The organism is Diaphorobacter sp., from assembly GCF_050251835.1.
Taxonomy (GTDB): Bacteria; Pseudomonadota; Gammaproteobacteria; order Burkholderiales; family Burkholderiaceae_C; genus JBFXIE01.
Genome location: NZ_JBFWLZ010000005.1, coordinates 24,433 through 50,773, shown reverse-complemented (window position 1 = coordinate 50,773; position 26,341 = coordinate 24,433). Strand labels below are relative to the sequence as shown.

The 26,341-nt window shown below is 67.9% G+C and carries 24 protein-coding genes; 12 read left to right on the top strand and 12 right to left on the bottom strand.

The window, feature by feature from the left end:
• Both AB7E35_RS03160 and mltB read left to right on the top strand, forming a co-directional pair.
• On the top strand, positions 1–795 hold a 795-nt coding region (locus tag AB7E35_RS03160; RefSeq protein WP_428167053.1), incomplete at its 5' end, for a transglutaminase-like domain-containing protein.
• Complete coding sequence (gene mltB / locus AB7E35_RS03155) at positions 792–1,898, top strand: lytic murein transglycosylase B (RefSeq protein ID WP_428164183.1); 1,107 nt, start codon at positions 792–794, stop codon at positions 1,896–1,898. The genes AB7E35_RS03160 and mltB, both read left to right, overlap by 4 nt.
• Here mltB and AB7E35_RS03150 read toward each other — a convergent pair.
• The 9 genes from AB7E35_RS03150 to AB7E35_RS03110 form a co-directional block, all read right to left on the bottom strand.
• Positions 1,885–2,757, bottom strand: a complete 873-nt coding sequence (locus tag AB7E35_RS03150) for a DUF2242 domain-containing protein (protein WP_428164182.1) — start codon at positions 2,755–2,757, stop codon at positions 1,885–1,887. The genes mltB and AB7E35_RS03150 overlap by 14 nt on opposite strands.
• A gap of 129 nt (positions 2,758–2,886) precedes the next feature.
• A complete protein-coding gene (locus AB7E35_RS03145) occupies positions 2,887–4,098 on the bottom strand; it encodes an ABC transporter permease (protein WP_428164192.1) in 1,212 nt (403 codons plus the stop codon).
• Positions 4,098–4,880 (bottom strand): ABC transporter ATP-binding protein, encoded by a 783-nt coding sequence (locus AB7E35_RS03140; RefSeq protein ID WP_428164181.1) that lies wholly within the window; start codon positions 4,878–4,880, stop codon positions 4,098–4,100. The genes AB7E35_RS03145 and AB7E35_RS03140 overlap by 1 nt, the downstream gene beginning before the upstream one ends.
• A complete protein-coding gene (locus AB7E35_RS03135; protein ID WP_428164180.1) occupies positions 4,877–6,310 on the bottom strand; it encodes an efflux RND transporter periplasmic adaptor subunit in 1,434 nt (477 codons plus the stop codon). The genes AB7E35_RS03140 and AB7E35_RS03135 overlap by 4 nt, the downstream gene beginning before the upstream one ends.
• Before the next feature lie 25 nt (positions 6,311–6,335).
• Complete coding sequence (locus tag AB7E35_RS03130) at positions 6,336–7,754, bottom strand: efflux transporter outer membrane subunit (RefSeq protein WP_428164191.1); 1,419 nt, start codon at positions 7,752–7,754, stop codon at positions 6,336–6,338.
• Positions 7,755–7,914: 160 nt separating this feature from the next.
• Positions 7,915–8,958, bottom strand: a complete 1,044-nt coding sequence (tsaD, locus tag AB7E35_RS03125; protein WP_428164179.1) for a tRNA (adenosine(37)-N6)-threonylcarbamoyltransferase complex transferase subunit TsaD — start codon at positions 8,956–8,958, stop codon at positions 7,915–7,917.
• Positions 8,955–9,077, bottom strand: a complete 123-nt coding sequence (locus AB7E35_RS03120) for a hypothetical protein (protein ID WP_428164178.1) — start codon at positions 9,075–9,077, stop codon at positions 8,955–8,957. The genes tsaD and AB7E35_RS03120 overlap by 4 nt, the downstream gene beginning before the upstream one ends.
• 28 nt (positions 9,078–9,105) lie before the next feature.
• On the bottom strand, positions 9,106–9,543 hold the full coding sequence (locus tag AB7E35_RS03115; protein WP_428164177.1) for a CBS domain-containing protein: 438 nt from the start codon (positions 9,541–9,543) through the stop codon (positions 9,106–9,108).
• A 120-nt stretch (positions 9,544–9,663) separates the two neighbouring features.
• Positions 9,664–10,326: a DUF937 domain-containing protein gene (locus AB7E35_RS03110; protein WP_428164176.1), complete on the bottom strand. Its 663-nt coding sequence runs from the start codon at positions 10,324–10,326 to the stop codon at positions 9,664–9,666.
• 330 nt (positions 10,327–10,656) lie between these two features.
• On the opposite strand from AB7E35_RS03110, the gene AB7E35_RS03105 reads away from it, so the two are divergent.
• The 5 genes from AB7E35_RS03105 (at position 10,657) to cobA (ending at position 18,685) form a co-directional block, all read left to right on the top strand.
• A complete protein-coding gene (locus AB7E35_RS03105; RefSeq protein WP_428164175.1) occupies positions 10,657–11,976 on the top strand; it encodes an efflux RND transporter periplasmic adaptor subunit in 1,320 nt (439 codons plus the stop codon).
• An 18-nt stretch (positions 11,977–11,994) separates the two neighbouring features.
• Positions 11,995–15,162, top strand: a complete 3,168-nt coding sequence (locus AB7E35_RS03100) for an efflux RND transporter permease subunit (RefSeq protein WP_428167052.1) — start codon at positions 11,995–11,997, stop codon at positions 15,160–15,162.
• Positions 15,159–16,754 (top strand): TolC family protein, encoded by a 1,596-nt coding sequence (locus AB7E35_RS03095; protein WP_428167051.1) that lies wholly within the window; start codon positions 15,159–15,161, stop codon positions 16,752–16,754. Before AB7E35_RS03100 ends, AB7E35_RS03095 begins: the two co-directional genes overlap by 4 nt.
• Positions 16,755–16,952: 198 nt before the next feature.
• Positions 16,953–17,882 (top strand): DNA-binding protein YbiB, encoded by a 930-nt coding sequence (ybiB, locus tag AB7E35_RS03090; protein WP_428167083.1) that lies wholly within the window; start codon positions 16,953–16,955, stop codon positions 17,880–17,882.
• A complete protein-coding gene (gene cobA, locus AB7E35_RS03085) occupies positions 17,879–18,685 on the top strand; it encodes a uroporphyrinogen-III C-methyltransferase (protein WP_428167050.1) in 807 nt (268 codons plus the stop codon). Before ybiB ends, cobA begins: the two co-directional genes overlap by 4 nt.
• Positions 18,686–18,714: 29 nt before the next feature.
• On the opposite strand, the gene AB7E35_RS03080 is transcribed toward cobA, so the two are convergent.
• On the bottom strand, positions 18,715–19,215 hold the full coding sequence (locus AB7E35_RS03080; RefSeq protein WP_428167049.1) for an acyl-CoA thioesterase: 501 nt from the start codon (positions 19,213–19,215) through the stop codon (positions 18,715–18,717).
• A gap of 84 nt (positions 19,216–19,299) precedes the next feature.
• On the opposite strand from AB7E35_RS03080, the gene AB7E35_RS03075 reads away from it, so the two are divergent.
• From AB7E35_RS03075 to AB7E35_RS03055, 5 genes are all read left to right on the top strand, one after another.
• A complete protein-coding gene (locus AB7E35_RS03075) occupies positions 19,300–20,571 on the top strand; it encodes an NAD(P)/FAD-dependent oxidoreductase (RefSeq protein ID WP_428167048.1) in 1,272 nt (423 codons plus the stop codon).
• 129 nt (positions 20,572–20,700) lie between these two features.
• Positions 20,701–20,913 (top strand): 30S ribosomal protein S21, encoded by a 213-nt coding sequence (gene rpsU / locus AB7E35_RS03070; RefSeq protein ID WP_428167047.1) that lies wholly within the window; start codon positions 20,701–20,703, stop codon positions 20,911–20,913.
• A gap of 181 nt (positions 20,914–21,094) precedes the next feature.
• Complete coding sequence (locus tag AB7E35_RS03065; protein ID WP_428167046.1) at positions 21,095–21,541, top strand: GatB/YqeY domain-containing protein; 447 nt, start codon at positions 21,095–21,097, stop codon at positions 21,539–21,541.
• A 112-nt stretch (positions 21,542–21,653) separates the two neighbouring features.
• Positions 21,654–22,742: a tartrate dehydrogenase gene (locus AB7E35_RS03060; protein WP_428167045.1), complete on the top strand. Its 1,089-nt coding sequence runs from the start codon at positions 21,654–21,656 to the stop codon at positions 22,740–22,742.
• Between the two features lie 28 nt (positions 22,743–22,770).
• Positions 22,771–23,430: a DUF938 domain-containing protein gene (locus AB7E35_RS03055; RefSeq protein ID WP_428163905.1), complete on the top strand. Its 660-nt coding sequence runs from the start codon at positions 22,771–22,773 to the stop codon at positions 23,428–23,430.
• A gap of 93 nt (positions 23,431–23,523) precedes the next feature.
• On the opposite strand, the gene AB7E35_RS03050 is transcribed toward AB7E35_RS03055, so the two are convergent.
• Both AB7E35_RS03050 and AB7E35_RS03045 read right to left on the bottom strand, forming a co-directional pair.
• Positions 23,524–24,435 carry a GNAT family N-acetyltransferase gene (locus tag AB7E35_RS03050; protein ID WP_428163911.1) on the bottom strand — a complete coding sequence of 304 codons (912 nt, stop codon included), beginning with the start codon at positions 24,433–24,435 and terminating at the stop codon, positions 23,524–23,526.
• 273 nt (positions 24,436–24,708) lie between these two features.
• Entirely contained in the window at positions 24,709–25,935 is a 1,227-nt protein-coding gene (locus AB7E35_RS03045; protein WP_428163904.1) for a hypothetical protein, read from the bottom strand.
• Positions 25,936–26,341: the final 406 nt, after the last annotated feature.

Genomic DNA, 26,341 nt, shown 5'->3' with positions numbered 1-26,341 from the left:
TCGGCCTTCGTGGTGCTGATGCGCGCGCTGGACGTGCCCTCGCGCATCGTCACCGGCTACCAGGGCGGGCAGATGAACGAGATCGACGGTTACTGGACCGTGCGCCAGAGCGACGCCCACGCCTGGGCCGAGGTCTGGCTGGACGGCCGCGGCTGGGTGCGCGTGGACCCCACGGGCGCCGTGTCGCCCGGGCGCATCGGGCAATTTCAGCGGCTGCAGGCGCCGCGCGGCGTGTTCGGCACCGCGATGGATGCCGTCGTCAGCCCCACGCTGGTGCAGAACCTGCGCGCCGTGTGGGAAGCCGTGAACAACAGCTGGAACCAGTGGGTGCTGAACTACACCCAGGGGCGCCAGATGGACCTGCTCAAGCAGCTGGGCCTGCAGTCGCCCAGCTGGCAGGATCTGGTGCGCCTGATGGGCCTGCTGGCCGCGCTGGCCGCCGCCATCGGCGCGGGCTGGGCCCTGTGGGAGCGCCGCCGCCACGACCCCTGGCAGCGCCTGCTGCTGCAGGCCCGCGACCGGCTGACGCGCGCCGGTCTGCCGCTGCCGCCCCACCTGCCGCCGCGCGCCATGGCCCAGCAGGCCCGCGCCGCATTGGGCGCGCAGGCCGAGGCCGCCGCGCAGTGGCTGCTGCGCGTAGAGCAAGCCCGCTACGCCCCCCAGCCCCAAGCTGCTTTGGCAGACCTGCAGCGCGAACTGCGCCGCCTGCCCTGGCCTGCGGCGCCGGCTGCGCAAAGCCCCGGAACGCCGAAGACGACCAAAGCGCCTTTCACTCCAGACGCACCCGATTCATGATCCGCACCCTTGCAAAAGCTACACTTTTCATAGCTTCCAGCGCTTTATCCATAAGCGCGATAGCCCAAAACACCCCCAGAAAACCTGCCTCCAAGACGGCAACCGCCCATTACTACGCGCAGCGCCCTCAGGCCATGCAGTTCGCCGACGACCTGGCCGGACGCCGCGGCCTGGACCGTGAATGGGTGCGCCAGGCCATTGGCCAGGCACGGCTGCTGCCCCAGGTGCCGCGCCTGGTGCTTCCACCCGCCAAAGGCACGCCCAAAAACTGGGCCGCCTACCGCGCGCGCTTCGTCGAGCCGGTACGCATCCGCGCCGGTCTGCGCTTTTGGCAGGACAACGCCCCGGCGCTGGAGCGCGCGCAGGCCCACTACGGCGTGCCCGCCGAGATCATCGTCGGCGTCATCGGCGTGGAGACGCTGTACGGCCGGCACATGGGCGGCTTCAAGGTGATCGACGCGCTGGCCACGCTGGCCTTCGACTTTCCCGACGCCCACCCGCGTGCGGGCGAGCGCCGCGCGTTCTTCCAGCGCGAGCTGGAGCAGTTCCTGACCCTGATGGATCGCACGGGCATCGACCCCCACACCCCGCGCGGCAGCTACGCGGGGGCCATGGGCCTGGGGCAGTTCATGCCGTCGAGCTGGGCGCGCCATGCGGTGGACTTTGACGGCGACGGCCGCATCGACCTGTGGCGCAGCGCGCACGATGCGATTGGATCGGTGGCCAACTACTTCGTCGGCCACGGCTGGCAGACCGGCATGCCCACGCACTACCCGGTGGCGCTGGACACCACCACCGCGCAGCTGGACGCACTGCTGGCGCCCGACATCCTGCCCACCTTCAGTGCCGCCAGCATGGCCGACCAGGGCGCGCAGTTGCTGGAGGGCGGCGCGCGCCACGCGGGCCCGCTGGCGTTGGTCGAGCTGCAAAACGGTAGCGCCGCACCCAGCTACGTGGCCGGCACCGAGAATTTTTATGCCGTCACGCGCTACAACTGGTCCAGCTACTACGCCATGGCGGTGATCGAGCTGGGCCAGGCGGTGGCGGCGGCGCGTGCCAGCGCCGAGGCCAGGGCATCCGCCGAACCCATCACTGCCCCATGAGTTGGCGGATGGACGGCGGCACATCGCCGTCGGCGGCTGCTGCGTGCGGCGCTGGCGCATGCGTTGCGTTGCCGCTCAGGTCCTGGCCGTCGGCGGCCTGGACAGCCGGCGCACCGGGCACCGGGCCGGAGGCTGGCACAAGGTCTGGCACTGGCACTGGCGCAGCGTTTTGCCCCGGCGCAGGCAGCGCGGCTGCTGCTGCGCCCTGCGAAACGACGGCATCCGCGGTGACGGCGGCGCCAGACTGCGGCGCCTGCCCGGCGGTGGCAGGCAACGGCAGGGGCAGCGCTGCAGTGGCCGCAGGCGCCAGAACCACATAGCGCTCGAACAGCTGGAAGAAGCGCTCGTAGAACTGCGCATCGGTGATGGTTTCACTGCCCACCTTGACCAGGGTGTCGTCGGTGGCCGAAATGGGCAGCGACACCGAACCCACGCCGCCCACCCCCAGCGATGCGGAATTGTTGACCTTCTTGATCACATAGCGGTTTTGCAACGCGCTGGCAAAAGCCGAAGTGCGCGTGTCGCCCTGCCCCTCTGGCGCGCAGACGACGCGCATCTCCACCTCGTAGTGCACGTCGGTGTGGGGCTGGTAGTACTTGCGCCCGGCCACCATCTCGGCATTGGCCGAATGCACCACGTAGCCCTGGCTGAGCAGCGCTCGGCGCGCGGTCTCGCAGGTGTGCTGCTGCGAGGCCAGCACATGCCGCGTGTGCATGCTGGTGCTGTCAAAGTCGTTGGGCGTGAATTGCAGGCCACGCTCCAGCCCTGGCATAGAGTCGCCCATGCCCGCGCAGCCTGCCAGCAGGGCGCAGGCCGCCAGGCCAGGGATGAGGGAAAAAGTGCGGGGAAATCGGATCACGGCAAACAGGCAAAAAACAGCAGTAGGCCGCATTGTGAATGTCTGCCAGGCAGTGGTACTTTCTGCTACCAGTGTGATAGCAGTCGGCGCTTGCTGCGCTTGGACCAAAGACCCCTTTGACGCATAACCCTATTCATGGCGCAGCGCGTCGATGGGGTCCAGCTGCGCGGCGCGGCGGGCCGGAAAAAAGCCGAACACCACCCCGATGCCCGCCGAAAACACGAACGACAGCAGGTTCACGCCCGGGTGGAACACGTACGGAATGCCCATCACCTGCGACAACGCAATCGACGCGCCCGTGGCCAGCACGATGCCGATCAGCCCGCCCAGCGCTGCCAGCACCACGGCCTCGATGAGGAACTGCATCAGCACCTCGCGCTCCAGCGCGCCGATGGCCAGGCGCAGGCCGATCTCGCGCGTGCGCTCGGTCACGCTCACCAGCATGATGTTCATGATGCCGATGCCGCCCACCAGCAGACTGACGGCCGCCACCGCGCCCAGCAGCATGGTCATCACCCGCGTGGTGCCCGAGAAGGTGTCGGCCAGCTGCTTGGTGTCGAGCACGTTGAAGTTGTCGTCGTCGGTCTCGGCCAGCTTGCGCCGCTCGCGCAGCAGTTCGGTCAGGCTGGCCTTCACGCGCTCGGGGTCGCTGCCGTCTTGCATCGACACCAGCAGCGTGGGCACGCGCGTGCTGCCGGTCACGCGCCGCTGCAGGGTTTTGAGCGGCAGCAGCACCAGGTCGTCCTGGTCGTTGCCAAAGGCGCCCTGCCCCTTGGCGGCCAGCACGCCCACCACCTCGCACGAGAACTGGCGCACGCGCACGCGCTCGCCCAGCGGGTCGCTGCCGGTGGCGCCAAACAGCTCGCGGCGCACGGTCTGGCCGATCAGGCACACGGCGGCGCCCACGCGCTGCTCGTCGGGGGTGAATTCGCGGCCGCTGGCCAGCGTCCAGCCGCCGGTCTGCAGCCATTCGTTGGTGCTGCCCAGCACGCTGGTGGCCCAGTTGCGGCCATTGGCCACTGCGGTGGCGCTGGTGCGGGCTTCAGGGGCAACGGCCAGGATGCCGCCAATTTGCTGGCCTATGGCCTGCGCGTCCGCCTCTTTGAACCACGGCGCGCCGCCGCTGCCGCCCGGCCCCATGCGCTGGCCGGGCCGCACCTGCAGCAAGTTGGTGCCCAGGCTGGCAATCTGGGCCTGCACGGCCAGCGTGGCGCCGTTGCCCAGCGTGACCATGGTGATCACCGCGCTGACGCCGATCACGATGCCCAGCACCGTCAGAAAAGACCGCATCAGGTTGCGCCGTATCGAGCGCAAGGCCAGCAGCAGGGAGTTGAGCAGCATCATGCAGGCACCCCCTGCGGCGTCGGCTGCGTCTGCGTCTGCGTCTGCGTCTGCGCGTGGTGCAACGCATGCGGCTGCGGGTTGGCGCCGTCACTGTCGATGCGGCCGTCAACAAAGCGCACGATGCGCCGCGCGTACTCCGCCATGTCCGGCTCGTGCGTCACCATCAGCACGGTGATGCCCAGCTCGGTGTTCAGGCGCCACAGCAGCTCCATGATCTCGCGGCTGCGCTGCGTGTCCAGGTTGCCCGTGGGCTCGTCGGCCAGCAGCACCTCGGGCTGGGTGACGATGGCGCGGGCGATGGCCACGCGCTGCTGCTGGCCGCCCGAAAGCTCTGCCGGCGTGTGGTGCTCCCAGCCCTTGAGGCCCACGGCCTTCAGCGCACGCGCTGCCGCCGCATGGCGGGTAGCAGCGCTCTCGCCGCGGTACAGCAGCGGCAGCTCGACGTTTTCCTGCGCCGAGGTGCGCGCCAGCAGGTTGAAGCCCTGGAACACAAAGCCCAGAAAGCGCCGCCGCAACCGCGCCCTGTCGTCGCGCGACAGCGACTGCACTGGCACGCCGCGAAACAGGTAGGTGCCCGTGGTGGGCCGATCCAGGCAGCCGATCAGGTTCATGGCGGTGGACTTGCCCGATCCGCTGGGGCCCATGATGGCCACGAAGTCGCCGCTGGCAATGTCCAGGTCCACGCCCTTGAGCGCCTGAAAGGCCAGCGCCCCCTGGCCGTACACCTTGGTGATGCCGCGCAGCCGAATCAGCGGCTGCGCATTGGCTGCTGCGTTCATGCGCGCGCCCCTGCGGCCAGCTGGTCGGTGATGACCTGCATGCCGGGCTGCAGCTCGTCGCTTTCCACCTCGGTCACGCGCCCGTCCGTGATGCCCGTCTTGACGCTGATGGCCCTGGGTGTGCCGTCGTCTTGCAGCACCCAGATCTGGCGCTGCCCGGCGCCGCCCTTGCCCGGCGCGCCGTCGCCGCCGCCGCGGCGCTGGCCTGCGGCGCGCGGCATGCGCGGCATCAGCTGGCCCATGATGCCGCCGCCGGACGACTGCCCGGCCGATGAACCCGACGACCCGCCTCCCTGGCCCTGCCCCGGCTTTTGCGTCTGCCCTTGCGCGGAGGCACCCTCGGCGGCGCTGGTGGGCGTGAAGCGCAGCGCGGTGTTGGGCACGGTCAGCACGTCGTTTTTCTCGGTGGCGGTGATGGTGGCCGCAGCCGTCATGCCCGGGCGCAGGCTGAGGTCGGCGTTGTCCACCTCCAGGTAGGTGATGTAGGTGACCACGTTGTCCACCTTGGTGGAGCCGAACGCCACCCGCGTGGTGCGCGCCGGGTACGGCCGCGAGGGGTAGGCGCTGACGGTGAAGCTGGCCTGCTGGCCGGGCCGCACGGCGCCCACGTCGGCCTCGTCCACGCTGACCTCCAGGCGCAGGCGGGTCAGGTCTTCGGCCAGGGTGAACAGCGTGACGGCTTGCAGCGACGCGGCCACCGCGTTGCCGGGCTCCACCACGCGCGAAAGCACCATGCCGTCGATGGGCGCGCGGATCGATGCCTTGGTGACGTTGGTCTCGTCGGTGGTCAGGGCGGCGCGGGCGTCCTGCACGCTGGCGCGGGCTGCGGCCTCGTCTGCCAGGGCGCGGTCGTAGGTGGCGCGGCCCGTGTCCAGCTCGGTCGCGGACGGCACCTTGCCGCCCGACAGGCGGGCCACCTCCTCCAGGCGCGCCAGATTGGCACGCGCTTCTTTCACGGTGGCCTCGGCCTGCGCCAGCCGCGCCTGGGCCGATGCCACCGACGCACGCGAGCGCAGCACCTGCGCATCCAGCTTGGTGGTGTCCAGCTCCACCAGCACCTGGCCTTTCTTGACCACGTCATTCACATCCACCAGCACGCGGCGCACGGTGCCCGACAGCTCGCTGCCGATGTTCACCGACCGCGTGGGCTGCAGCGTGCCGTTGGCCGCCACGGTCAGCCGGACCTGGCCGCGCTGCACCGGCTGCGTAACGTAGCGCGGCGCAGCCTGCGCCTTTTTGGCGGATTGCCAGTACCACCAGCCACCGGCGGCAGCCGCCAGCACCAGCACGGCCAGCCACAAGGTGATGCTTTGCCACCAGCGCGGCTGCAGGCCGTCACCCAGCAGCGATTGCAGGTCTTGCACGGGCGCTTCTTTTGCGGTCGCTTTTGCGGACGTTTCGGCGGGGGGAGTCGTTTGTTTTTCTGTCATGGTTGTTTAGCCCATGGGGCACATCTCACAAGGCCTGCCAGCCGCCGCCCAGCGCCTTGTACAGACGCACGTGGCCGGTAGCCACGCCGGCTGCCGAGCTGGCCACGCTGTCCTGCACCGACAGCAGGGTGCGCTGGGTATCCAGCACGGTCTGAAAATCCACTAGGCCGCTGGCGTACTGGTTCTGCGCCAGCAGGGCCGCATTCGCCGCCGCCTCGGCTGCGGCGCCCAGACGCTCCAGCCGCTGGCGCTCGCCGCGCAGCGCCACCAGCGCGTCCTCCACATCCTGCAGCGCCAGCAGCACGGCCTCTTCGTAGCCCACGCGGGCCTGTTCCAGCGCCGCCTGCTGCACACGCACCTGGGCGCGCAGCGCGCCGCCGTCAAACACCGGCAGCGACACACTGGCCAGCAGCGACGCCACCGACGCGCCGCCGCCCGTGAGCGCGTCCAGCGTCAGCGCCTGCAGCCCCAGCGTGCCGCCAATGCGCAGGCTGGGCAGGCGCCGGGCCTCGGCCTGGGCCACACGTTCCCAGGCGGCGCGCACGCGCTGCTCGGCCTGGCGCACGTCGGGGCGCTGGCGCAGCGTGTCGGCCGGAAAGGCCAGCGCCAGCGTGGCCGGTGGCTGCGGCACGGGCACGCTGGCGGCCAGGGCTTCGTCCAGCGCCGCGGGCGGCTGGCCGGTGAGCACGGCCAGCGCATGGCGTGACTGGGCCATGCCCGCCTGCAGCGCGGGCAGTTGGGCAGCCGTCTGCTCGACGATGGTGCGCGCCTGCTGCGCCGCCACCGCGCTGGCCAGGCCCGCCTGCACGCGCCATTGGGCGATTTGTGCGGTCTCGCGCTGGGCGGCCAGGTTTTGCTGGGCGATCTGCAGGCGCTGCTGCTGGCTGCGCAGGTTGATGTAGTTCACGGCAACTTCAGCCGCCAGCGCCACCTGGGCTGCGGCCACGCCCTCCTGCGCTGCCAGCAGATCGGCCTGGCTGGCGCGCACACCGCTGGCAATGCGGCCAAACAGGTCAGGCTCCCAGCTGGCGTCCAGCCCCAGCTGGAAGTTGTTGCGGGTGCTGCCAGCGCTGCGGCTGCGCTGGGCCGTGCCCGATGCGTCCACCGCCGGTAGCTGGCCGGCGGCTTGCACCTCCAGCTGGGCACGCGCCTGCTCCACGGCGGCACGGGCGCCGCGCATGCTGGTGTGCGTTTGCAGGGCCTGGGTGATGAGGCCCGCCAGCTGCGCGTCGCCCAGCTGCTGCCACCACTGGTGCAGGGGCTCAGGCGGTTGTGCCGTGGCGCTGCCTGCGGTCTGCACTGCATCCTGGGCAGCCCAGCTGCTGGGCACGGCCGTGGCGGAATCCAGCGCGAACGGGGTTTGGTTGGCGCAACCCGCCAGCACCAATGCAGCCAGCAGCGGCGCCACAGCAACCGCACGCGGCGGTGTCTGCGGCACCGGCATGAACCGAGAAAAACGCGATGCGAAACGCGAAGAGAAAGACATGGCGGGCATTGTGCACACGCGGTTTGTCAGCGCCGCCAGCGCCCGATGAACTTGTGTAAAGAAACCGGGTTTGCGCCGGCTGCGCCCCATCGACGGGTCTGGTGTCTGGCTGCGGCCGTCAGGCGGCGATGGCGTCCAGCGGCCAGCGCGGCTTGACGTCGAAGGCATAGTTGCGATTGGCCTGTTGCTGGCCGGCCTGCAGCCGCATGGCCGCGGCCATGGCGATCATGGCGCCGTTGTCGGTGCACAGGTGCAGCTCGGGGTAGTGCACGCGCACGCCGCGTTGTGCGCATGCGGCATCCAGCTGCGCACGCAGCAGCCGGTTGGCGCCCACGCCGCCCGCCACCACCACGCGCCGCATGCCGGTGTGCTGCAGCGCCGCCAGCGTCTTTTTGACCAGCACCTCGACGATGGCGGCCTCGGTGCTGGCCGCCAGGTCGGCCTTGCGTGCCTGCAGATCGTCGCCCAGCTTTTTGGCCTGGGTGAGCACCGCCGTCTTGAGCCCGGCAAATGAAAAATCCAGGTTGCCGCTGTGCAGCAAGGGGCGCGGCAGCTTGAAGGCCCTGGGGTCGCCCTGCTGCGCCAGGCGCGACAGCGCAGGCCCCCCGGGGTAGCCCAGGCCCATGAGCTTTGCGGACTTGTCAAAGGCCTCGCCCGCCGCGTCGTCAATGGTTTCGCCCAGGATGGCGTAGCGGCCCACGCCGTCCACGCGCATCAGCTGCGTGTGCCCGCCCGACACCAGCAGCGCCACAAACGGAAACTGCGGCGGGTCGCTGCTCAAAAAAGGCGACAGCAGATGGCCCTCCAGGTGGTGCACGCCCAGCACGGGCTTGTCCAGCGCCGCGCCCAGCGCGCAGGCCACGCCCGCGCCCACCAGCAGCGCGCCCGCCAGGCCCGGCCCGCGCGTGTAGGCCACCACGTCCACGGCCGACAGGGGCTGGCCGGCGTCTTTCAATACGGCCTCGGTCAGCGGCAGCACGCGGCGGATGTGGTCGCGGCTGGCCAGCTCGGGCACCACGCCGCCGTAGGCCTGGTGCATGTCGATCTGGCTGTGTAGCGCATGCGCCAGCAGCGTGGGCACGCCGCCGCCGTCACCCGCGCGCACCAGGGCCACGCCGGTTTCGTCGCAAGAAGATTCAATGCCCAGGATCAGCAAACTCATGCCCGCGAGTGTAGGGCGTGCGCAACAGCCCAGGGGCGCAACCGGGGCAGGTCAGGCAGATGACTACAAAAACGATAGCTGCCTGCGCTTGTATTACAAGGGCAGGCAGCCAAAAACACCACAAACCGGCCATCGCGCCGGGCGCGCTCATCGCCCGCCGGTGATGTAGCGCTCCATCTCGGTGATGATGAATTGCTGCTCAGAGATCACGCTCTTGACCAGGTCGCCGATGGACACCAGGCCCACCACACGCCCGTCATCCACCACCGGCAGGTGGCGCAGGCGGTTTTCGGTCATCAGGGCCATGCACTGCTCGGCGCTGTGCGTGGGGTGCACAAAGCGCACCGCATGGGTCATGACCTCGCGCACCGGCGTGTCCACCGATGCGCGGCCCAGCAGCACCACCTTGCGGGCGTAGTCGCGCTCGGTGAAGATGCCTGCGATCTGGTCGCCCTCCATCACCAGCAGCGCGCCGATGCGCTTTTCAGCCATGAGCCGCAGGGCAGCGAGCACGCTGTCCGACGGGGTGATGGTGTGCACCTGGCCGTCGGGCTTGGTCTTGAGGATTTCTGCAACAGTCGTCATGGCGGCCTCCCTGGCTGTGAGTGAAAACGGTATCGAATGCCCGACCCCAGTGTCCCCGCAACCGGGGCCGGGGCGCAAGCTCGGGCAAATGCGAATGCCGCGCCCCTGCCCGGCTGGCGCTCAGCGGCGCCCGCCCAGCAGGTTGCCGCCGATCTTGAGCAGATCGCCCAGCCCCACCTGGCCGTCGCCATCCTGGTCCAGCAGGCTGCCCAGCAGGTCGCCGCCGGGCAGCCCCTGGCTGCGCACGGCTTCGCGCTCCTGACCCAGCATCTGGCCCAGGCCGCCGGCATCCATGCCGCCGCTGCTCACGCGCTGCGCCAGAAAAGACATGACGATGGGCGCCAGCATCTGCAGCAGCGCGCCGGCGTTGGGCCCCAGGCCCGTGGCCTGACCCAGGCCGGATTCGGCCTGACCGCGCGCGCCACCAAAGATGTGGCCCAGGATGTCCGCGCCCGCACCGCCCGCGCCCTGGTTTTGCGCGGCGCCGCCCAGCAGACCGCCGAGCAGGCCGCCCAGATCCAGCCCGCCCAGGGCCTGCTGCGGCGCGGCGCCCATGCCTGCCATGTGGTCGCGCTGCAGCGCGCCAAGCAGGGACTGCGCCCCTTGCGGGTCTTGCGCCTGCCGGCCCATGGCGCCCAGCAGCAACGGCAGGGCCATCTCGACGGCGCTTTGGGTCTGTGCCGGGTCGGTGCCCAGTTGCTGGGCGATCTGCTGCAACGGCTGGCCCTGCAGTTGCTGCAGCAGCTCCTGGGTCAGCAGGGGGGTGGATGCGGGGGTGTTCATGGCGGCTTGCTCCTTGGTGCGGTGGCGGCAGCCCACACGGGCTGCCGTGGGCGCATGGTATGCCGGCCCGTCCGGCCGGGCGTGACAGCGCCGCGCAAGCGCCGACTTTTTGCTATCAACTCAATAGCTTCCAGCGCTCATCCAAAAAGGGCTGCGGGCATTTTTTGCCAGGAGGAACCCACGTCAATCTCGGGTAAAGAATGATGAAGAATCGCGCCGGCGCCAACGCGTGCAGTGCCGATGTGCGAAAGTGTAAGCACCCTGGCCCAAGGTGCTCGCCGCCGCAGGCCGCTCCAAGAAAACCAACCCCCAAAAATTGCGCTGCGCCACATGACCCTCGCGACGAACACCGCAAACGTCACCATCACGACCTGCGCACCCCGCCCCCTCGCCTTCCCCCGCCCCCGCACGCTGCGCCTGCCCAGACCGGTGGCGGCGGGTCTGGCGCTGTGCCTGGCCATCAGCCTTGCAGCCTGCGGTGACAAGGCGGCCAAACCCGCCGCCCCGCGCGGCCCGGCGCAGGTGGGCGTGATCACGCTGCAGACGCAGCCGCAGCAGCTGGACGCCACACTGCCCGGCCGCACCCGGGCCTACCTGACGGCCGAGGTGCGCCCGCAGGTCTCGGGCATCGTGCAGCAGCGGCTGTTTACCGAAGGCGCCATGGTGCGCCAGGGCCAGGCGCTGTACCAGATCGACGACCGCTCGCTGCGCGCGGCGGTGGCCAGCGCTGAGGCGGTGGTGGCCAAAGCCGAGGCCAGCGCGCGCACTCTGGAGGCCACGGCCCGGCGCAATGCCGAGCTGGTGAAGATCGAAGCCATCAGCCGCCAGGCCAACGACGAAAGCCAAGCCGCCGCCGCGCAGGCCCGCGCCGACGTGGGCGTGGCCCGCGCCAACCTGGAGACGGCGCGCATCAACCTGCGCTACAGCCGCATCGAGGCACCCATTGCCGGGCGCATCAGCCTGTCCAGCGTCACGCCCGGCGCGCTGGTGACGGCCAACCAGGCGGGCGCGCTCACCACCATCGTGCAGATGGACCCGATGTACGTGGACTTCACCCAGTCCAGCACCGAGCTGATTCAGCTCAAGCGCGACTGGGAGGCCGGCCGCTACCAGAAGGTGGACGGCGACCAGATGCGCGTGCGCATCCGGCTGGACGACGGCAGCGACTACCCGCACGAGGGCAAGTTGCAGTTTGCCGGCGTGATCGTCAACGACACCACGGGCACGGTGACGCTGCGCGCGGTGGTGCCCAACCCGGGCGGCGTGCTCATGCCCGGCATGTATGTGCAGGCGCTGCTGCCCACCGGCCTGGCCAGGGACGCGCTGCTGATCCCGCAGCAGTCGGTAAGCCGCGACCTGACGGGCCGCGCCAGCGTGCTGGTGGTCAATGCCGACGACGTGGTCGAAAAGCGCCCCGTGGAGCTGGCGCGCGCGCTGGGCAACCGCTGGCTGGTGGACAGCGGCCTGCAGGCCGGTGAACGCATCGTGGTGGATGGCTTTCAGCGCATCAAGCCCGGCGACAAGGTCAGCCCCCAGATGGTGGACCTGAACGCCAGGAAAGGCGCGGCCCCGGCGGCCCCGGCCGCCCCGGCCGCCGCCGCCAGCTCCCCGGTGAGCATCGACGCCCCACGGGCCGGCGCGTCCCGATAAGAGCGGGAGCAGGCACACATGGCCCAGTTCTTCATCAACCGCCCCATCTTCGCGTGGGTGCTGTCCATCATCATCATGCTGGCGGGCGGCCTGGCAATCTTCACGCTGCCGCTGGAGCAGTACCCCGACATCGCGCCGCCGCGCGTGACCATCTCCGCGCAGTACACCGGCGCGTCGGCCGAGACGGTGGAAAACTCGGTCACGCAGATCATCGAGCAGCAGCTCAAGGGCATCGACAACATGATCTACATGAGCTCGACGTCCGACGCGTCGGGCCGCTCGGCCACCACCCTCACCTTTGCGCCGGGCACCAACATCGACGTGGCCCAGGTGCAGGTGCAAAACAAGCTGCAGTCGGCCCTCAACCGCCTGCCCGATGCCGTCAAGAGCCGCGGCGTGTTCGTCAACAAGGGCGGCCAGGACTACCTGGTCACCTACAGCTTTTTCTCGGACGACCCCAACATGACGGCGGTGGACGTGGGGGACTACCTCAACTCCAACCTGGTGGACGTGATCGGGCGCATCGACGGTGTGGGCGACATCCGCGTGTTCGGCACCTCGTACGCCATGCGCATCTGGATGGACCCGGCGCGCATGGAGAAGTACCAGCTCATGCCGTCGGACATCATCAGCGCGCTCAATGCGCAAAATGCCCAGGTGTCGGCCGGCCAGCTGGGCGCGCTGCCCGCCGTGCCAGACCAGCAGCTCAACGCCACCATCACCGCACGCACCAAGCTGCAGACGGTGCCCGAGTTTGAAGCCATCGTGCTCAAGACGGCCACCGATGGCGCGGTGGTCACCATCAAGGACGTGGCCCGCGTGGAGCTGGGCCCCGACAACCTGTCGGTCAAGGCCAAGCTCAACGGCCGCCCGGGCGCAGGCATGGGCATCGTGCTGGCCGACGGCGCCAACGCCATGGCCGTGTCAGACGCCGTGGCCGCCAAGCTGGCCGAGCTCAAGCCCTATTTCCCCAACCAGATCGACTACTTCGTCAGCTCGGACTCCACGCCCTTCGTGCGCGCCTCGATCAAGGAGGTGGTGACGGCGCTGGGCGAGGCCATGGTGCTGGTGGTGATCGTGATGTTCATCTTTTTGCAGAACTTCCGCGCCACGCTGATCCCGGCGATTGCCGTGCCGGTGGTGCTGCTGGGCACCTTTGGCGTGCTGGCGGCGGCGGGCTATTCGATCAACACACTGACCATGTTCGCGCTGGTGCTGGCCATCGGCCTGCTGGTGGACGACGCCATCGTGGTCGTGGAGAACGTCGAGCGCGTGATGCACGACACCGGCCTGCCCCCCAAGGAGGCCACGCGCCAGTCGATGCGCGAGATCACGCCCGCGCTGGTGGGCATTGGCGTCACGCTGTCGGCGGTGTTTGTGCCCATGGCGTTTTTTGGCGGCTCCACGGGCGTGATCTACCGGCAGTTTTCCATCACCATCGTGGCGGCCATGGCGCTGTCGGTGCTGGTGGCGCTCACGCTCACGCCGGCGCTGTGCGCCAGCATCCTGAGGGCGCCTGCCCACCTGCAACCAACGCCGCATGTGCGCCGCGGGCTGCTGGGCATCAACGACCGGTTCTTTATCTGGTTCAACCGCCGCTTCGAGGCCGGCACCACGCGCTACCAGAACGGCGTTGGCTGGATGCTGCGCCGCGCCAAGCGCATGCTGCTGATTTTTGCCGCCATCTGCCTGGCGGTGTGGTGGATCATCGGCCGCGTGCCCACGGCCTTTCTGCCCGACGAGGACCAGGGCTACATCCTGGCCAACGTCAACCTGCCCGCGGGCGCCACCGACGCGCGCCTGCAGGACGTGCTGGAGCAGATGAACCAGTATTTCAAGAACGTGCCCGAGGTCATCAGCTTCAACCAGGTGTCGGGCCTGAACGGCGACCAGAGCTCGGCGCGTGCCTTCATCCGCCTCAAGCCCTGGGACCAGCGCCCGCTGGCCAGCCAGTCCGGCGCCGCCATTGCCTTCAAGGCCACGCAGGACCTGGCCAGGATTCGTGACGCGCGCATCTTTGTGACGCAGCCGCCGGCGGTGCGCGGCCTGGGCTCCAGCGCGGGCTTCAACTTCATGATCAAGGACATCAACGGCCTGGGCCACCAGGCGCTGCTGGCCGCCAAAGACAACTTTCTGGCCGAGGCCCGCAAGCGAGCCGAGCTCACCAGCCTGCGCAGCACCAACCTGGACGACGCCACCGAGCTGCGCCTGGACATCGACGACCGCAAGGCCGCCGCGCTGGGCCTGAGCTATGACGCGATCAACGGCGTGCTGTCCAGCGGCATGGGCGGCACCTATGTCAACGACTTTCTGAACAACGGCCGCGTCAAGCGCGTGTACGTGCAGGGCGACGCGCCGCACCGCATGCTGCCGCAGGACATCGGCAAATGGACGGTGCGCAACAAGAACGGCGAAATGGTGCCCTTCAGCGCCTTCTCCAGGGCCTACTGGGCCTATGGATCGCCGCAGCTCATGCGCTACAACGGCGCCCCTGCCTATGAGATCGTGGGCAGCGCCGCGCCTGGCGTGAGCTCGGGCGTGGCGATGGCCGTGGTGCAGGACATCCTCAAGAGCCTGCCGCCCGGCATTGCCTATGAGTGGACGGGCGCGTCGCTGCAAGAGCGCCAGTCGGGCGCGCAGGCGCCGCTGCTGTATGCCATCTCCATCCTGTTCGTGTTTTTGTGCCTGGCCGCGCTGTACGAAAGCTGGACGGTGCCCGTGTCGGTGATGCTGGCCGTGCCGCTGGGCGTGCTGGGCGCGCTGCTGGCCACCTGGACACGCGGTCTGGCCAACGACGTGTACTTTCAGGTGGGCCTGATCACCACCGTGGGCCTGGCGTCCAAGAACGCCATCCTGATCGTCGAATTTGCCGTGCAGTTGCAAGAGAAAGGCAAACCGCTGTTCGACGCCACGCTGGAAGCCGTGCGCATGCGGCTGCGGCCCATTCTGATGACCTCGCTGGCCTTCGGCTTTGGCGTGGTGCCGCTGGCCATTGGCACCGGCGCGGGCGCTGGCGGGCGCAACGCCATCGGCACGGCCGTGCTGGGCGGCACCGTGGCGTCCACCGTACTGGGCATCTTCATGGTGCCGGTGTTCTTCTTGCTGATCCGCAGCTGGTTCAAGAGCCGCTCGCGCGAGGGCGATGCAGCCCCGCCTGCCGCACCACAACCGGAGGGCGCAGCATGACGCGCCACACCCCCAAACTTCATCGCGCCTCGCTCGTCGCGCTGGCATGCGCCCTGCTGGCCGGCTGCAACCTGGCACCGCGCTACCAGACGCCGGCCCTGCCCGTGCCCGATGCCGTGACGCCCACGCTGGCCCTGCCCTCCGCTGCCGCTGCCGCCGCCACCGCCGTGCCGCTGACGGAGGACGGCCCCATGCAGTGGCAGGACTTTGTGCAAGAACCCCGCCTGCGCGAGCTGGTGGGCATGGCGCTGGCCAACAACCGCGACCTGCGCATGGCGGTGCTGGCCATCGAGCGCGCTCGCGCCCAGTACGGTGTGACGCAGGCCGACCGCTTTCCCACCGTCAACGCGGCGGGCGCCGGCAGCCGCGCCCGCACGGCCGACGACCTGACCACCGCGGGCCGCGCCAACACCAGCGGCCAGTACAGCGCCACGCTGGGCTTCAGCAGCTACGAAATCGACTTTTTTGGCCGCGTGCGCAACCTGAACGACGCCGCGCTGCAAGAGTTCTTTCGTGTGCTGGAGAACCGCCGCAGCGTGCAATTGAGCCTGGTGGCGGAGGTCATCAACGCCTGGCTGCTGATCGATGCCGACGCGCGCCGCCTGCAGCTGGCGCGCGAGACGCTGCGCACCCGCCAGCACGCACTGCAGCTGACCCGCCGCGCCTACGAGCTGGGCGCCGCCTCGGCCCTGGTGCTGGCGCAGGCGCAGTCCAGCGCAGACACCGCCCGCGTGGACGCGGCTGCCCTGGCGTCGCAACTGGCGCGCAGCCGCAATGCCCTGACGCTGCTGGCGGGCGCGCCCGTGCCCGATGCGCTGCTGCCCGGCAGCGTGGCCGCCACAAGCATAGACATGGGCACCGACACCGGCGTTGACGCACCCAACGACACGGGCGCCACCGCCAGCCAGGGCCGCGCCGCCGTCCCGGCCCTGGCCGCGCCCGCAGCGCCCGCCACGGTGCTGCTGGGCGTGCCCGCGCACCTGCCCTCCAGCGCGCTGCTGCAACGCCCCGACGTGCGTGCGGCCGAGCATGCGCTGCAGGGCGCCACTGCCAACATCGGCGCGGCGCGTGCGGCGTTCTTTCCGTCAATCACGCTCACCGCCTCGGTGGGCACGGCCAGCAACGAGCTGTCGGGCCTGTTTGGCGGCGGCAATGGCACCTGGAGCTTTGCGCCGCAGATCCGCCTGCCGATTTTTGACGCGGGCCGCAACCAGTCCAGCCTGCGCGTGGCCGAAACCACGCAGGGCACCGCCGTCGCCCAGTACGAGAAAACCGTGCAGACGGCCTTTCGCGAAGTGGCCGACGCCCTGGCCGACCGCGCCACGCTGGACGAGCGCCTGGCCGCCCAGCAATCGCTGGTGGCCGCCACCCAGCGCACGCTGGAGCTGTCTGACGCCCGCTATCGCCTGGGTGCCGACAGCTACCTGGCGGTGCTGGACGCCCAGCGCCAGCTGTACGCAGCCCAGCAGGCGCAAATCACGCTGCAACTGGCTGAGCAGGTGAACCGCGTCACGCTCTACAAGGTGCTGGGCGGGCAGTGGGCGGCAGACGCTGCAGAGGCCGCAAACGCATCAGCGCCGGGCGGCGGCTGATCCAGAGCGCCTGATTCACCTCCCGCCTTTACTCCTGATTTAATAGCTGCCAGCGCTTGATTGATAAGCGCTGGCAGCATTTTCTCGCATCATTTCGTGCAAGACCACCGACGCGCTGCCACCACGCTTGCATATAACGACTAGTTATCAGTCATGCGGGAGAATATGCAAATTCTTCCCTCACCTTTTCCCGCCAACATGGGCATCAGCCACTACATCAAGGACATTGGCCGCGGCGCGCGCGGCGCCAGGGCGCTGGGCCGCGCGCAGGCCGCCGACCTGTTCGGCCAGGTGCTCGACGGCCAGGTGACCGACCTGGAAGTCGGCGCCTTCTGCGTGGCCATGCGCATCAAGGGCGAGACGGCCGAAGAGATGTGCGGCTTTCTGGACGCGGTGCATGCGCGCATCGCCGCCATCCCGGCTTGCGCGGGCGGGCAGCCGCTGATCGTGCTGCCCAGCTACAACGGCGCGCGCCGCCTGCCGGTGCTCACGCCGCTGCTGGCGCTGCTGCTGGCGCGCGAGGGCCTGCCCGTGCTGGTGCACGGCATGCGCACCGAGGCGCGCCGCGTTATTACGTCGGACGTGCTGTCAGCCCTTGACATACCAGCGCTGGAAGCTCCTGAAAAAATAGCACCTGGCAGCGTGGCCCACATCCACACGGCCGCGCTGCTGCCAGGACTGGCGCGCCTGCTGGCAGTGCGCGAGGTGATCGGCCTGCGCAACCCTGGCCATAGCGTGGCCAAGCTGATGAACCCCTGCGCCGGCCTGGCGCTGGTGGTGAGCAGCTACACCCACCCGGAATACTTCGACATGCTGCGCGCCACCTTCACTGCGCTGGGCGCGCACGCACTGCTGTCGCGCGGGCTGGAGGGCGAGGTAGCCGCCGACCCACGCCGCTCGCCGCGCTACGACGCCTTCATTGCCGGCACGCACCACCTGCTGCAAGAACAGCAGCCCGGCACGGCCGACGAGGTGCCCGGCCTGCCGGCCGAGATTGACGTGGCCACCACTGCCGCCTACACGCGCCGCGTGCTGGCGGGCAACGCACCCGTGCCTGACGCGCTGCGCCAGCAGGTGGAACATATCGTGCGCATGAGCCATCAAATCACCACACAGGCCCTGTCATGACCGCACACCCTTTTTCATCCCGCGCCGGCAGCTGCACCCTGGTGGGCGCCGGCCCCGGCGACCCGGAGCTGCTCACCCTCAAGGCCCTCAAGGCCATTCAGGCGGCCACCGTGCTGCTGGTCGATGACCTGGTGAGCGACGCCATCGTGGCGCTGGCTCCGGCCAGCGCGCGCGTTGTGCACGTAGGCAAGCGCGGCGGCTGCAAAAGCACGCCCCAGGCGTTCATCGAAAAGCTGATGGTGCAGGCCGTGCAGGGTGGCGAGACGGTGGTGCGCCTGAAGGGGGGCGATCCATTCATCTTTGGCCGCGGCGGCGAGGAGGTGGAGCACCTGCGCGCCGCGGGCATAGCCGTGCAGGTGGTCAACGGCATCACCGCGGGTCTGGCGGGCATGACGCTGCTGGGCGCGCCGCTCACGCACCGCGAGCATGCGCATGGCGTCGTGTTCATCACCGGGCACCACAAGCCAGGCAGCAGCGGCACCGACTGGCGCCAACTGGCCGCCACCGCACGCGACGCACGCCTGACCCTGGTCATCTACATGGGAGTGGCGGGCTGCGCCCACATCCAGCACGAGCTGCTCACCGCCTTGCCCGCGCACACGCCCGCCGCCGTGATTCAGTACGTCAGCCTGCCGCAGCAGCGCCATGCAGTGACCACGCTGGGCCAACTGCAGGCCACCATTGCGCGCGAAGGGCTGGCCAGCCCTTCGGTGATCGTGATTGGCGACGTGGTGCGCGGCATCCAGGCCGTGGCGCAAGCGCCAAGCGCGCCCGCGCAGGCTGCAGGCGGCGGGGTTTTCTGACGCGCTGACCGCTGTGGCCGCTCAGTCTTTCAGACCGCGGCGCTGGCCTGCGCCGTCTGGCGGATTTGCGCAAAGCGCTGCGCCTGCTCTTTGCGCAGGGCCTTGCGCAGCAGCGCGGCTTCCCAGCGGCGGCGCTCATCAAAGCTGATGGGCGTGAGCGCGGGCACGGCCGTGGGCTTGCCGGCATCGTCCACCGCCACCATCGAGAAAAAGCAGCTGTTCACGTGCCGCACCACCTGGCTGCGGATGTTCTCGGCCACCACCTTGATGCCGATCTCCATCGACGACTTGCCCGTGTGATTGACGCTGGCCAGAAAGGTCACCAGCTCGCCCACATGGATGGGCTGCAAAAACATCACCTGATCCACGCTGAGCGTGACCACGTAGCTGCCCGAATACCGGCTGGCGCAGGCATAGGCCACCTGGTCCAGCAGCTTGAGAATGGCGCCGCCGTGGACGTTGCCGGAAAAATTGGCCATGTCGGGCGACATGAGCACGGTCATGCTGAGTTGGTGCGAGGGTAGGTGCATGCGCCGATTGTAAAAAGCGCCCATGAACGCGGCATGGCGGCGCTGGGCGACAATCACCGGCTTTGCCCGCCAGGTTGCCGCACCGTGTCCACTGCTTTTTTTGATGCCGTCATCATCGGCGCCGGCGCCGCCGGCCTGTTTTGCGCCGCGCAGGCGGGTCAGCGCGGGCTGAAGGTGCTGCTGATCGACCACGCCGACAAGGTGGCCGAAAAAATCCGCATCTCGGGCGGCGGGCGCTGCAACTTCACCAACCGCGACCTGGACGTGCGCGCGCCGCACAAGCACTTTGTGGGGCAGAACCCGCAGTTTTGCCGCTCTGCCCTGTCGCGCTACACGCCGCAAGACTTCATCGCGCTGGTGCAAAAGCACGGCATTGCATTCCACGAAAAGCACAAGGGCCAGCTGTTTGCCGATAGGTCGGCCGAGGACATCATCGCCATGCTGCTGGCCGAATGCGCCGACGGCGGGGTGCAGCGCTGGCAGCCTTGCAACGTCAAGAAAGTAGCCTTTTTGGCTGATGAGGCAAGCGGGGAAAGCGCTGGCAGCTATCAAATTGATACCGACCGCGGCCCCGTGCTGACGCGCAGCCTGGTGGTGGCGACAGGCGGGCTGTCCATCCCCAAGATCGGCGCCACCGATTTGGGCTACCGGCTGGCGCAGCAGTTTGGCCTGCCGCTGGTGGAGCGCCGGCCCGGCCTGGTGCCGCTGACCTTTGACGGCGAGGCGTGGGCGCCCTACGCGCGGCTGGCAGGCCTGGCACTGCCGGTGGAGATCAGCACCGGCGCCAAAAAAGAGCGCATGGCCTTTCTGGAGGACCTGCTGTTCACGCACCGCGGGCTGTCGGGCCCGGCGGTGCTGCAAATCTCCAGCTACTGGCAGCCGGACACACCGCTGTCCGTCAATCTGGCGCCGGGCGTGGATCTGCCGGCCGCGCTGGCGCAGGCCAAGGCGCGATCGCGCAAGCTGATCGCCAACGAACTGGCCGCCCTGGTGCCCAGCCGCCTGGCCGACGCCTGGGCCAGCCAGAGCGCGGACTGGCAGCGCCCCATCAACGAAACCGCCGACAAGGCCCTGGCGCGCCTGGCCGATCAGCTGGCGCGCTGGCAACTGACGCCCACCGGCACCGAGGGCTACAAGAAAGCCGAGGTCACGCTGGGCGGCGTGGACACGCGCGCGCTGTCGCAGCAGACCATGGAATGCAAAACCCAGCCGGGCCTGTACTTCATCGGCGAGGTGGTGGACATCACCGGCTGGCTGGGCGGCTACAACTTCCAGTGGGCCTGGGCCAGCGCTGCAGCCTGCGCGCAGGCGCTGCCTCCAGGCGGCCTTTGCCACGCCACGGTTGGCCCGCTATAATCGCCCGCTTTGCTGGCAAAGCCTCGTCGGCCAAATACTAGTTAGAGACGGGGCAAAACCGCCGCGCATGGCTTTTGGGCCCGATCTTCCCGAAAACCCTCTGCGGGCATATTTGAAATACATGAGCTAATGACCACCATCCGTGTAAAAGAAAACGAACCCTATGACGTGGCGCTGCGCCGCTTCAAGCGCACCATCGAAAAGCTGGGTCTGCTGACCGACCTGCGCGCCCGCGAGTTCTACGAAAAGCCCACCGCCGAGCGCAAGCGCAAGAAGGCTGCCGCCGTCAAGCGCCACTACAAGCGCGTGCGCAGCATGCAGCTGCCCAAGAAGCTGTACTAAGCACAGCCCGGCGCCGTCCGTTCACGGATTTCGCCCACAAAACCCGCGCTAGGGACGCCAAGCGCGGGTTTTTTGTTTTTTCAAGGTCTGCAAAAAGCCTTTCTGGCGTAAGTTACAGCGCCTTGCCACCAAGGCTTTGCGCAAACCCTCTGTCTCTGCCTGACCAAAAAAGGAAGCCACCATGAGCCTCAAGGACCAGATCACCGAAGACATGAAAACCGCCATGCGCGCCAAAGATAGCGAGCGCCTGGGCACCATCCGTCTGCTGCAGGCGGCGATGAAGCAAAAAGAGGTGGACGAGCGCATCACGCTGGATGACGCGGCCATCGTCGCCATCGTGGACAAGCTCATCAAGCAGCGCAAGGACAGCATCACCGCCTTCGAGGGCGCGGGCCGCCAGGACCTGGCCGACAAGGAAAAGGCCGAGCTGGCCGTGCTGCAGGCCTACCTGCCCGAGCGCATGTCGGCCGAAGAAGTGGCCACCGCCGTGCAAGCCATCGTGGGTGAGATCGGAGCCAAGGGCCCCGGCGACATGGGCAAGGTGATGGGCGTGGTCAAGACCCGCCTGGCCGGCAAGGCCGACATGGGCCAGGTGTCTGCCGCCGTCAAGGCCGCGCTGGCCGGATAAGCGCTCCCAGCCCCCGGACCGGCGGACAAAAGCTCCTGAAAGAAGAGCACATACCGCCGGTTTTTATTGGCCTCACGGCTGATTCGAGCATCAATCCAAGGAGAAAACGCCCATGTCCGCCCCGCAAAAAATCGCCGTCATCGCTGGAGACGGCATTGGCCGCGAAGTCATGCCCGAGGGCCTGCGCGCCGTGCAGGCCGCCGCAGCGCGCTTTGGGCTGGCGCTGGAGCTTCACCACTTTGACTGGGCACACTGCGACTACTACGCACAGCACGGCCAGATGATGCCCGCCAACTGGAAAGCGCAGCTTGCCGGCATGGACGCCATCCTGTTTGGCGCCGTGGGCTGGCCCGCCACCGTGCCCGACCATGTGTCGCTGTGGGGAAGCTTGCTCAAGTTTCGCCGCGAGTTTGACCAGTACATCAACCTGCGCCCCGTGCGCCTTTTTGAGGGCGTGCCCTGCCCGCTGGCGGGCCGCAAGCCCGGCGACATCGACTACCTGGTGGTGCGCGAGAACACCGAGGGCGAATACACCTCGCTGGGCGGCATCATGTACGAAGGCACCGACCGCGAGATCGTGATTCAAGAGTCGGTTTTCAGCCGCAAGGGCGCCGAGCGGCTGCTGAAGTTTGCCTTCGAGCTGGCGCAAAGCCGCCCGCGCAAGCATGTCACCCTGGCCACCAAGAGCAACGGCATCGCCATCAGCATGCCCTGGTGGGACAGGCAGGCCGACGCCATGCACCAGCACTACCCCGATGTGGCGCTGGACAAGCAGCACATCGACATCCTCACCGCGCGCTTCGTGCTGCAGCCTGGGCGCTTTGACGTGGTGGCCGCCACCAACCTGTTCGGCGACATCCTGAGCGACCTGGGGCCCGCCACCACCGGCACCATCGGCCTGGCGCCATCGGCCAACCTGAACCCCGAGCGCACCTTTCCCAGCCTGTTCGAGCCGGTGCACGGCTCGGCGCCCGACATCTACGGCCAAAACATTGCCAACCCCATCGCGATGATCTGGTCGGGCGCGCTGATGCTGGACTTTCTGACCCACGGCCAGGGCGCCGGGCGCGCAGCGCACGACGCCATCGTGGCGGCCATCGAAGAGGTCATCAAAAACGGCCCGCGCACACCCGACCTGGGCGGCACGGCCAACACCACGCAGGTGGGCGAAGCCATTGCCGCCTGCATTGCGCGGGCCTGAGGCATGCCCCTGCGCTGACACAGCCGCCATGACGCAACCCGTGTCGCACCCCGTGCCGCATCCCCTGCCCCACCCGCTGCCGTTTTCCCAAGCCTGCGAGAACAACCAGACGCCCATCCTGGCCGTGCTGCAGCAGGCCTTTGCCGACCGGCGGCAGGTGCTGGAGGTGGGCTCGGGCACGGGCCAGCACAGCGTGTACTTTGCGCCGCGCCTGCCGCACCTCATCTGGCAAACCAGCGACCTGGCGGACAACCACGCCGCCATTCGCGCCTGGCATGCGCAGCACCCGGCGCCCAACCTGCGCCCGCCGCTGCTGCTGGACCTGGCCCACAGCGACTGGCCACAGGGCGGGCCAGATGGCACGCCTTTCGACGGCGTCTTCAGCAGCAACACCGCGCACATCGTGGCCTGGCCGCTGGTGCAACGGCTGTTTGCGCTGGCGGGCGCCCATCTGCCGCCGGGCGGCGTGCTGGCGCTGTACGGCCCCTTCAACTACGGCGGCACCTACACCAGCGACAGCAACCGCGACTTTGATGCGTGGCTGCGCCAGCGCGACCCGCGCAGCGGCATCCGCCACTTTGAAGACATCGTGGCACTGGCGGCGCAGCATGGTCTGGCGCTGGCGCACGACCACGCCATGCCCGCCAACAACCGCCTGCTGGTGTTTCGCCGCGGCGGCGCAGAGTAAAGCCCACCACGCCCCGGCCGCCCTAACCAGGAGCGCGCCCTGAACACGCCCCATGCACCGCACCACGGCGCCGGCCTGTGCTGCGGTGCGCGCCTACAGGTGAAAATCGCCCGCGGCCTCGGGCTGGTACAGCACCTTTCTGATCCGGATGTGGCAGGTGCGGTTCGGAATGCGCCAGCTGAAGGCGTCGCCCTCTTTGTAGCCCAGGATCGCGGTGCCGATGCCCGAGCAGACCGACAGCTTGCCGGCATGGTCGTCCGCATCTTCCGGGTACACCAGCGCCACCTCCACCTCCTTGTCGTCCACCTCCAGCAAGGCCTTGGAGTTCATCGTGACGACATCGTCCGCCACCTGCTGCGGATCGACGACGATGGCCCGCTCGATCTCGTGCTCCAGCTCAAAAATCTCTGCGCCCGCCTCCAGCTCAACCAGGCTCTTGAGCCGCGCCCGGTCGAACTCGGTGATATAGACGTCGGGCATGTGCGGCGCCGGGCTTTCGCGCAGCAGCCGCAGATAGCGATCCGCGGGCATGGCAAAAGACTTCATCGTCGGCGTTTCGCTTTCCAGCAAGAAACCGCTGCGCAAAAACGCCTTCAGCGACCGCGCGTTGTCCGGGTGGATCTTGGCGATGAGCCTGTCAGCCCGCATGTCAAAGAAGGCAAGCTTCATGCCCTCGCGGAGGGCGCTGGCGCCCAGCCTGCGGCCCCAGTTGTCGCGGTTGCCAATCACTAGGACCATCTCGCAGTCCGCGCCCTTCTTGACCAGGCGCACAAAGCCCACGGGCACGTCATGCCGGTCATAGGCCATGAAGAAGCGGCCGCCCTGGTTGAAAAGATGGGTGAGGATCGGCAGCTGAACCCGGCCGATCACCTGCTCGATGAACCGGGAGACATGGCGCGAATCGCTCAGGTAGCGGGTCACGCCCTCATCCTCCAACCAGTCCATCAAAGTCAGCGCATTGGCCCGAGTGATCTCGGGACACAGGGAAACGAAAGGCTTGTTCATCTTCACCCCGTTGGGTTTCAAGAATGAAAGCCTTTCATGGCCTTGGCCATGACGGTTCTTTCGACGAACCGGCGATTCTAGGGCGCTGCGCGGGCGTGGGGGGAGAAGCTGGAGTTGCGTGTGGCGGACGACCTGGTACAGCCAAGAGCCGCCGCTGGTGGGATCAAGAAGCAGAAATTCAACGTTTGAGGTAACCGGCTGCGCGGCGCAGGCGTTGGTTTGGCCCAAATTTTCGCCACATTCGATTTTCACCGGGCCGCGCGGGGCATCGGGTTACTTCTTCTGTCCGATGTAGCGAAAGCCGTCCTTGCCATTGGCGCGGAACTCGTATTTTTTGGTGTCGTTCTGGAACACGCCGGACGTGTTGATCTCCATAAGTACCGGAATTTCGGGAATGGGGGCGGCTACCGTTCCCACGTTCACGGGCAGGGTCACACTCGCCTTGGCGTTGACCTTCCAGGAGATGATGGCGTATACCTCCTTCACGTCCATGTTCATCAGGGGCAACCAGTGGCCGCCAATGCTGGAGTGTTCGGCGCCGTAGTAGCCCGTCAGAGCGAACTTGACCTCGGTTTGGGTAACCGGAATGACTCCTTTGGTCTTGAGCGTCACAACCTGCGAGGTGCCGGACTTGGCTCGGGCATAGTTGTCCCACTGGGGGTCGCTCGAGGCCAGTGCGCGTGTGAAGGCCCCCGTGGCGACGGTTTGGGGGCGGTTGTCCTTGATGACATCCCAGCCGAATTTTGCTACCGCGATGGCGGTAGCGGCGTTCTTGAGCGCCTTGGTCTGCGGTTGCAGATAGCCCTGCACAAAGGTCGAAATGTCCGTGGCGGCCTTGCCATAGTGGTCATACAGGCTGCTGAAATCGTCCTGGCGCGAGGCCATCAGGGCCAGAAACTGCTGCCAGTTGCTGCCATGCGCATGCAGCAAATCGAGAAGCTGCCTGGGGGTGATCTGGGCATTGCTCAGAAACTGGCTCAATTCCGCCTCGACTTTGCCGGTCTTGTCGAGCGTCGGGTGGGCATCCAGTGTTTCGTAGAAATCGACGAACTCCGGCAGGCTCAGCCCGGAGTTGCGGTAATCCGTGTAAATGGTGGCCAGCGAAATATCCAGGTCATGCACCTCTTGCGCCAGCTTGCTGGCGTCCTGTACGCCGTATCGCTTGCCCAGTTCAGCCCACAGTTGAGATACGAAGGCCTGGATCGCTGCCACATCGGGCACGGCATCGGCGGCTGCCTGCGTCTTGGCGTTGATGCGGCTGACCTCAATGGGGATAAGCCCGTCGCTCGCGAGGTCGTCACTGGTGGTTACCAGCTGGCCGCTGTTGCTGAGGCCGTAAACGCGATAGGTCGAGGTTTCTGTCAGTGTGTCGTCCAGGCTCAACTCAGTGGTGAACTCGTCGCCGGGGGCCAGCTTGCTCTCATCGTTACGGTCATCGCTGCCACCACAGGCGCTGAGGAAAGCAGCCGCCAAGGCTGCACACAATATGTTTTTTTTCATGAGTGGACTCGGTTTTGATGGTGAAGCAGGTATGTTCGAATGAATCTTGGTACCTGTCATTCCCTGGTTTCAGGTAATTTGAGGGTCATGGGGACCTGAACTGACGAACGATGCACACCAGGGTGCACTACCTCCTGCCCTGTGCCCTATCGCAGCCGCAAACCTCATTCGACCTTGGTGGGCTTGATGTTGGCTAGTGGCATGCCGCTGTCCGGTGAATGCGGTGGCTATGAAAGTGCGGCGCGCGGGCGGGGTAAATCAACTTGTGAATCAAGCGCGGTAGTGCCTTCATCGGCGTTGCCGAGTTGGCGCAAGCGATCTGTTACTTCATGGATCCTCACTGCCAAGCCCCAGCCGTTTGCGTGACACAAAAGCGCTGACACCCGCTTGTCGGATGCCACCTCTT

Bases quoted from the DNA above. Each gene is read 5' to 3' on its own strand.
- AB7E35_RS03100 (WP_428167052.1), top strand. From the start codon at position 11,995: ATGGCCCAGTTCTTCATCAACCGCCCCATCTTCGCGTGGGTGCTGTCC.
- AB7E35_RS03045 (WP_428163904.1), bottom strand. From the start codon at position 25,935: ATGAAAAAAAACATATTGTGTGCAGCCTTGGCGGCTGCTTTCCTCAGC.
- AB7E35_RS03115 (WP_428164177.1), bottom strand. From the start codon at position 9,543: ATGACGACTGTTGCAGAAATCCTCAAGACCAAGCCCGACGGCCAGGTG.
- AB7E35_RS03105 (WP_428164175.1), top strand. From the start codon at position 10,657: ATGACCCTCGCGACGAACACCGCAAACGTCACCATCACGACCTGCGCA.
- AB7E35_RS03080 (WP_428167049.1), bottom strand. From the start codon at position 19,215: ATGCACCTACCCTCGCACCAACTCAGCATGACCGTGCTCATGTCGCCC.
- AB7E35_RS03065 (WP_428167046.1), top strand. From the start codon at position 21,095: ATGAGCCTCAAGGACCAGATCACCGAAGACATGAAAACCGCCATGCGC.
- ybiB (WP_428167083.1), top strand. From the start codon at position 16,953: ATGGGCATCAGCCACTACATCAAGGACATTGGCCGCGGCGCGCGCGGC.
- mltB (WP_428164183.1), top strand. From the start codon at position 792: ATGATCCGCACCCTTGCAAAAGCTACACTTTTCATAGCTTCCAGCGCT.
- AB7E35_RS03050 (WP_428163911.1), bottom strand. From the start codon at position 24,435: ATGAACAAGCCTTTCGTTTCCCTGTGTCCCGAGATCACTCGGGCCAAT.
- tsaD (WP_428164179.1), bottom strand. From the start codon at position 8,958: ATGAGTTTGCTGATCCTGGGCATTGAATCTTCTTGCGACGAAACCGGC.
- cobA (WP_428167050.1), top strand. From the start codon at position 17,879: ATGACCGCACACCCTTTTTCATCCCGCGCCGGCAGCTGCACCCTGGTG.
- AB7E35_RS03145 (WP_428164192.1), bottom strand. From the start codon at position 4,098: ATGCTGCTCAACTCCCTGCTGCTGGCCTTGCGCTCGATACGGCGCAAC.
- AB7E35_RS03095 (WP_428167051.1), top strand. From the start codon at position 15,159: ATGACGCGCCACACCCCCAAACTTCATCGCGCCTCGCTCGTCGCGCTG.
- AB7E35_RS03055 (WP_428163905.1), top strand. From the start codon at position 22,771: ATGACGCAACCCGTGTCGCACCCCGTGCCGCATCCCCTGCCCCACCCG.
- AB7E35_RS03140 (WP_428164181.1), bottom strand. From the start codon at position 4,880: ATGAACGCAGCAGCCAATGCGCAGCCGCTGATTCGGCTGCGCGGCATC.
- AB7E35_RS03135 (WP_428164180.1), bottom strand. From the start codon at position 6,310: ATGACAGAAAAACAAACGACTCCCCCCGCCGAAACGTCCGCAAAAGCG.
- AB7E35_RS03110 (WP_428164176.1), bottom strand. From the start codon at position 10,326: ATGAACACCCCCGCATCCACCCCCCTGCTGACCCAGGAGCTGCTGCAG.
- rpsU (WP_428167047.1), top strand. From the start codon at position 20,701: ATGACCACCATCCGTGTAAAAGAAAACGAACCCTATGACGTGGCGCTG.
- AB7E35_RS03130 (WP_428164191.1), bottom strand. From the start codon at position 7,754: ATGCCGGTGCCGCAGACACCGCCGCGTGCGGTTGCTGTGGCGCCGCTG.
- AB7E35_RS03060 (WP_428167045.1), top strand. From the start codon at position 21,654: ATGTCCGCCCCGCAAAAAATCGCCGTCATCGCTGGAGACGGCATTGGC.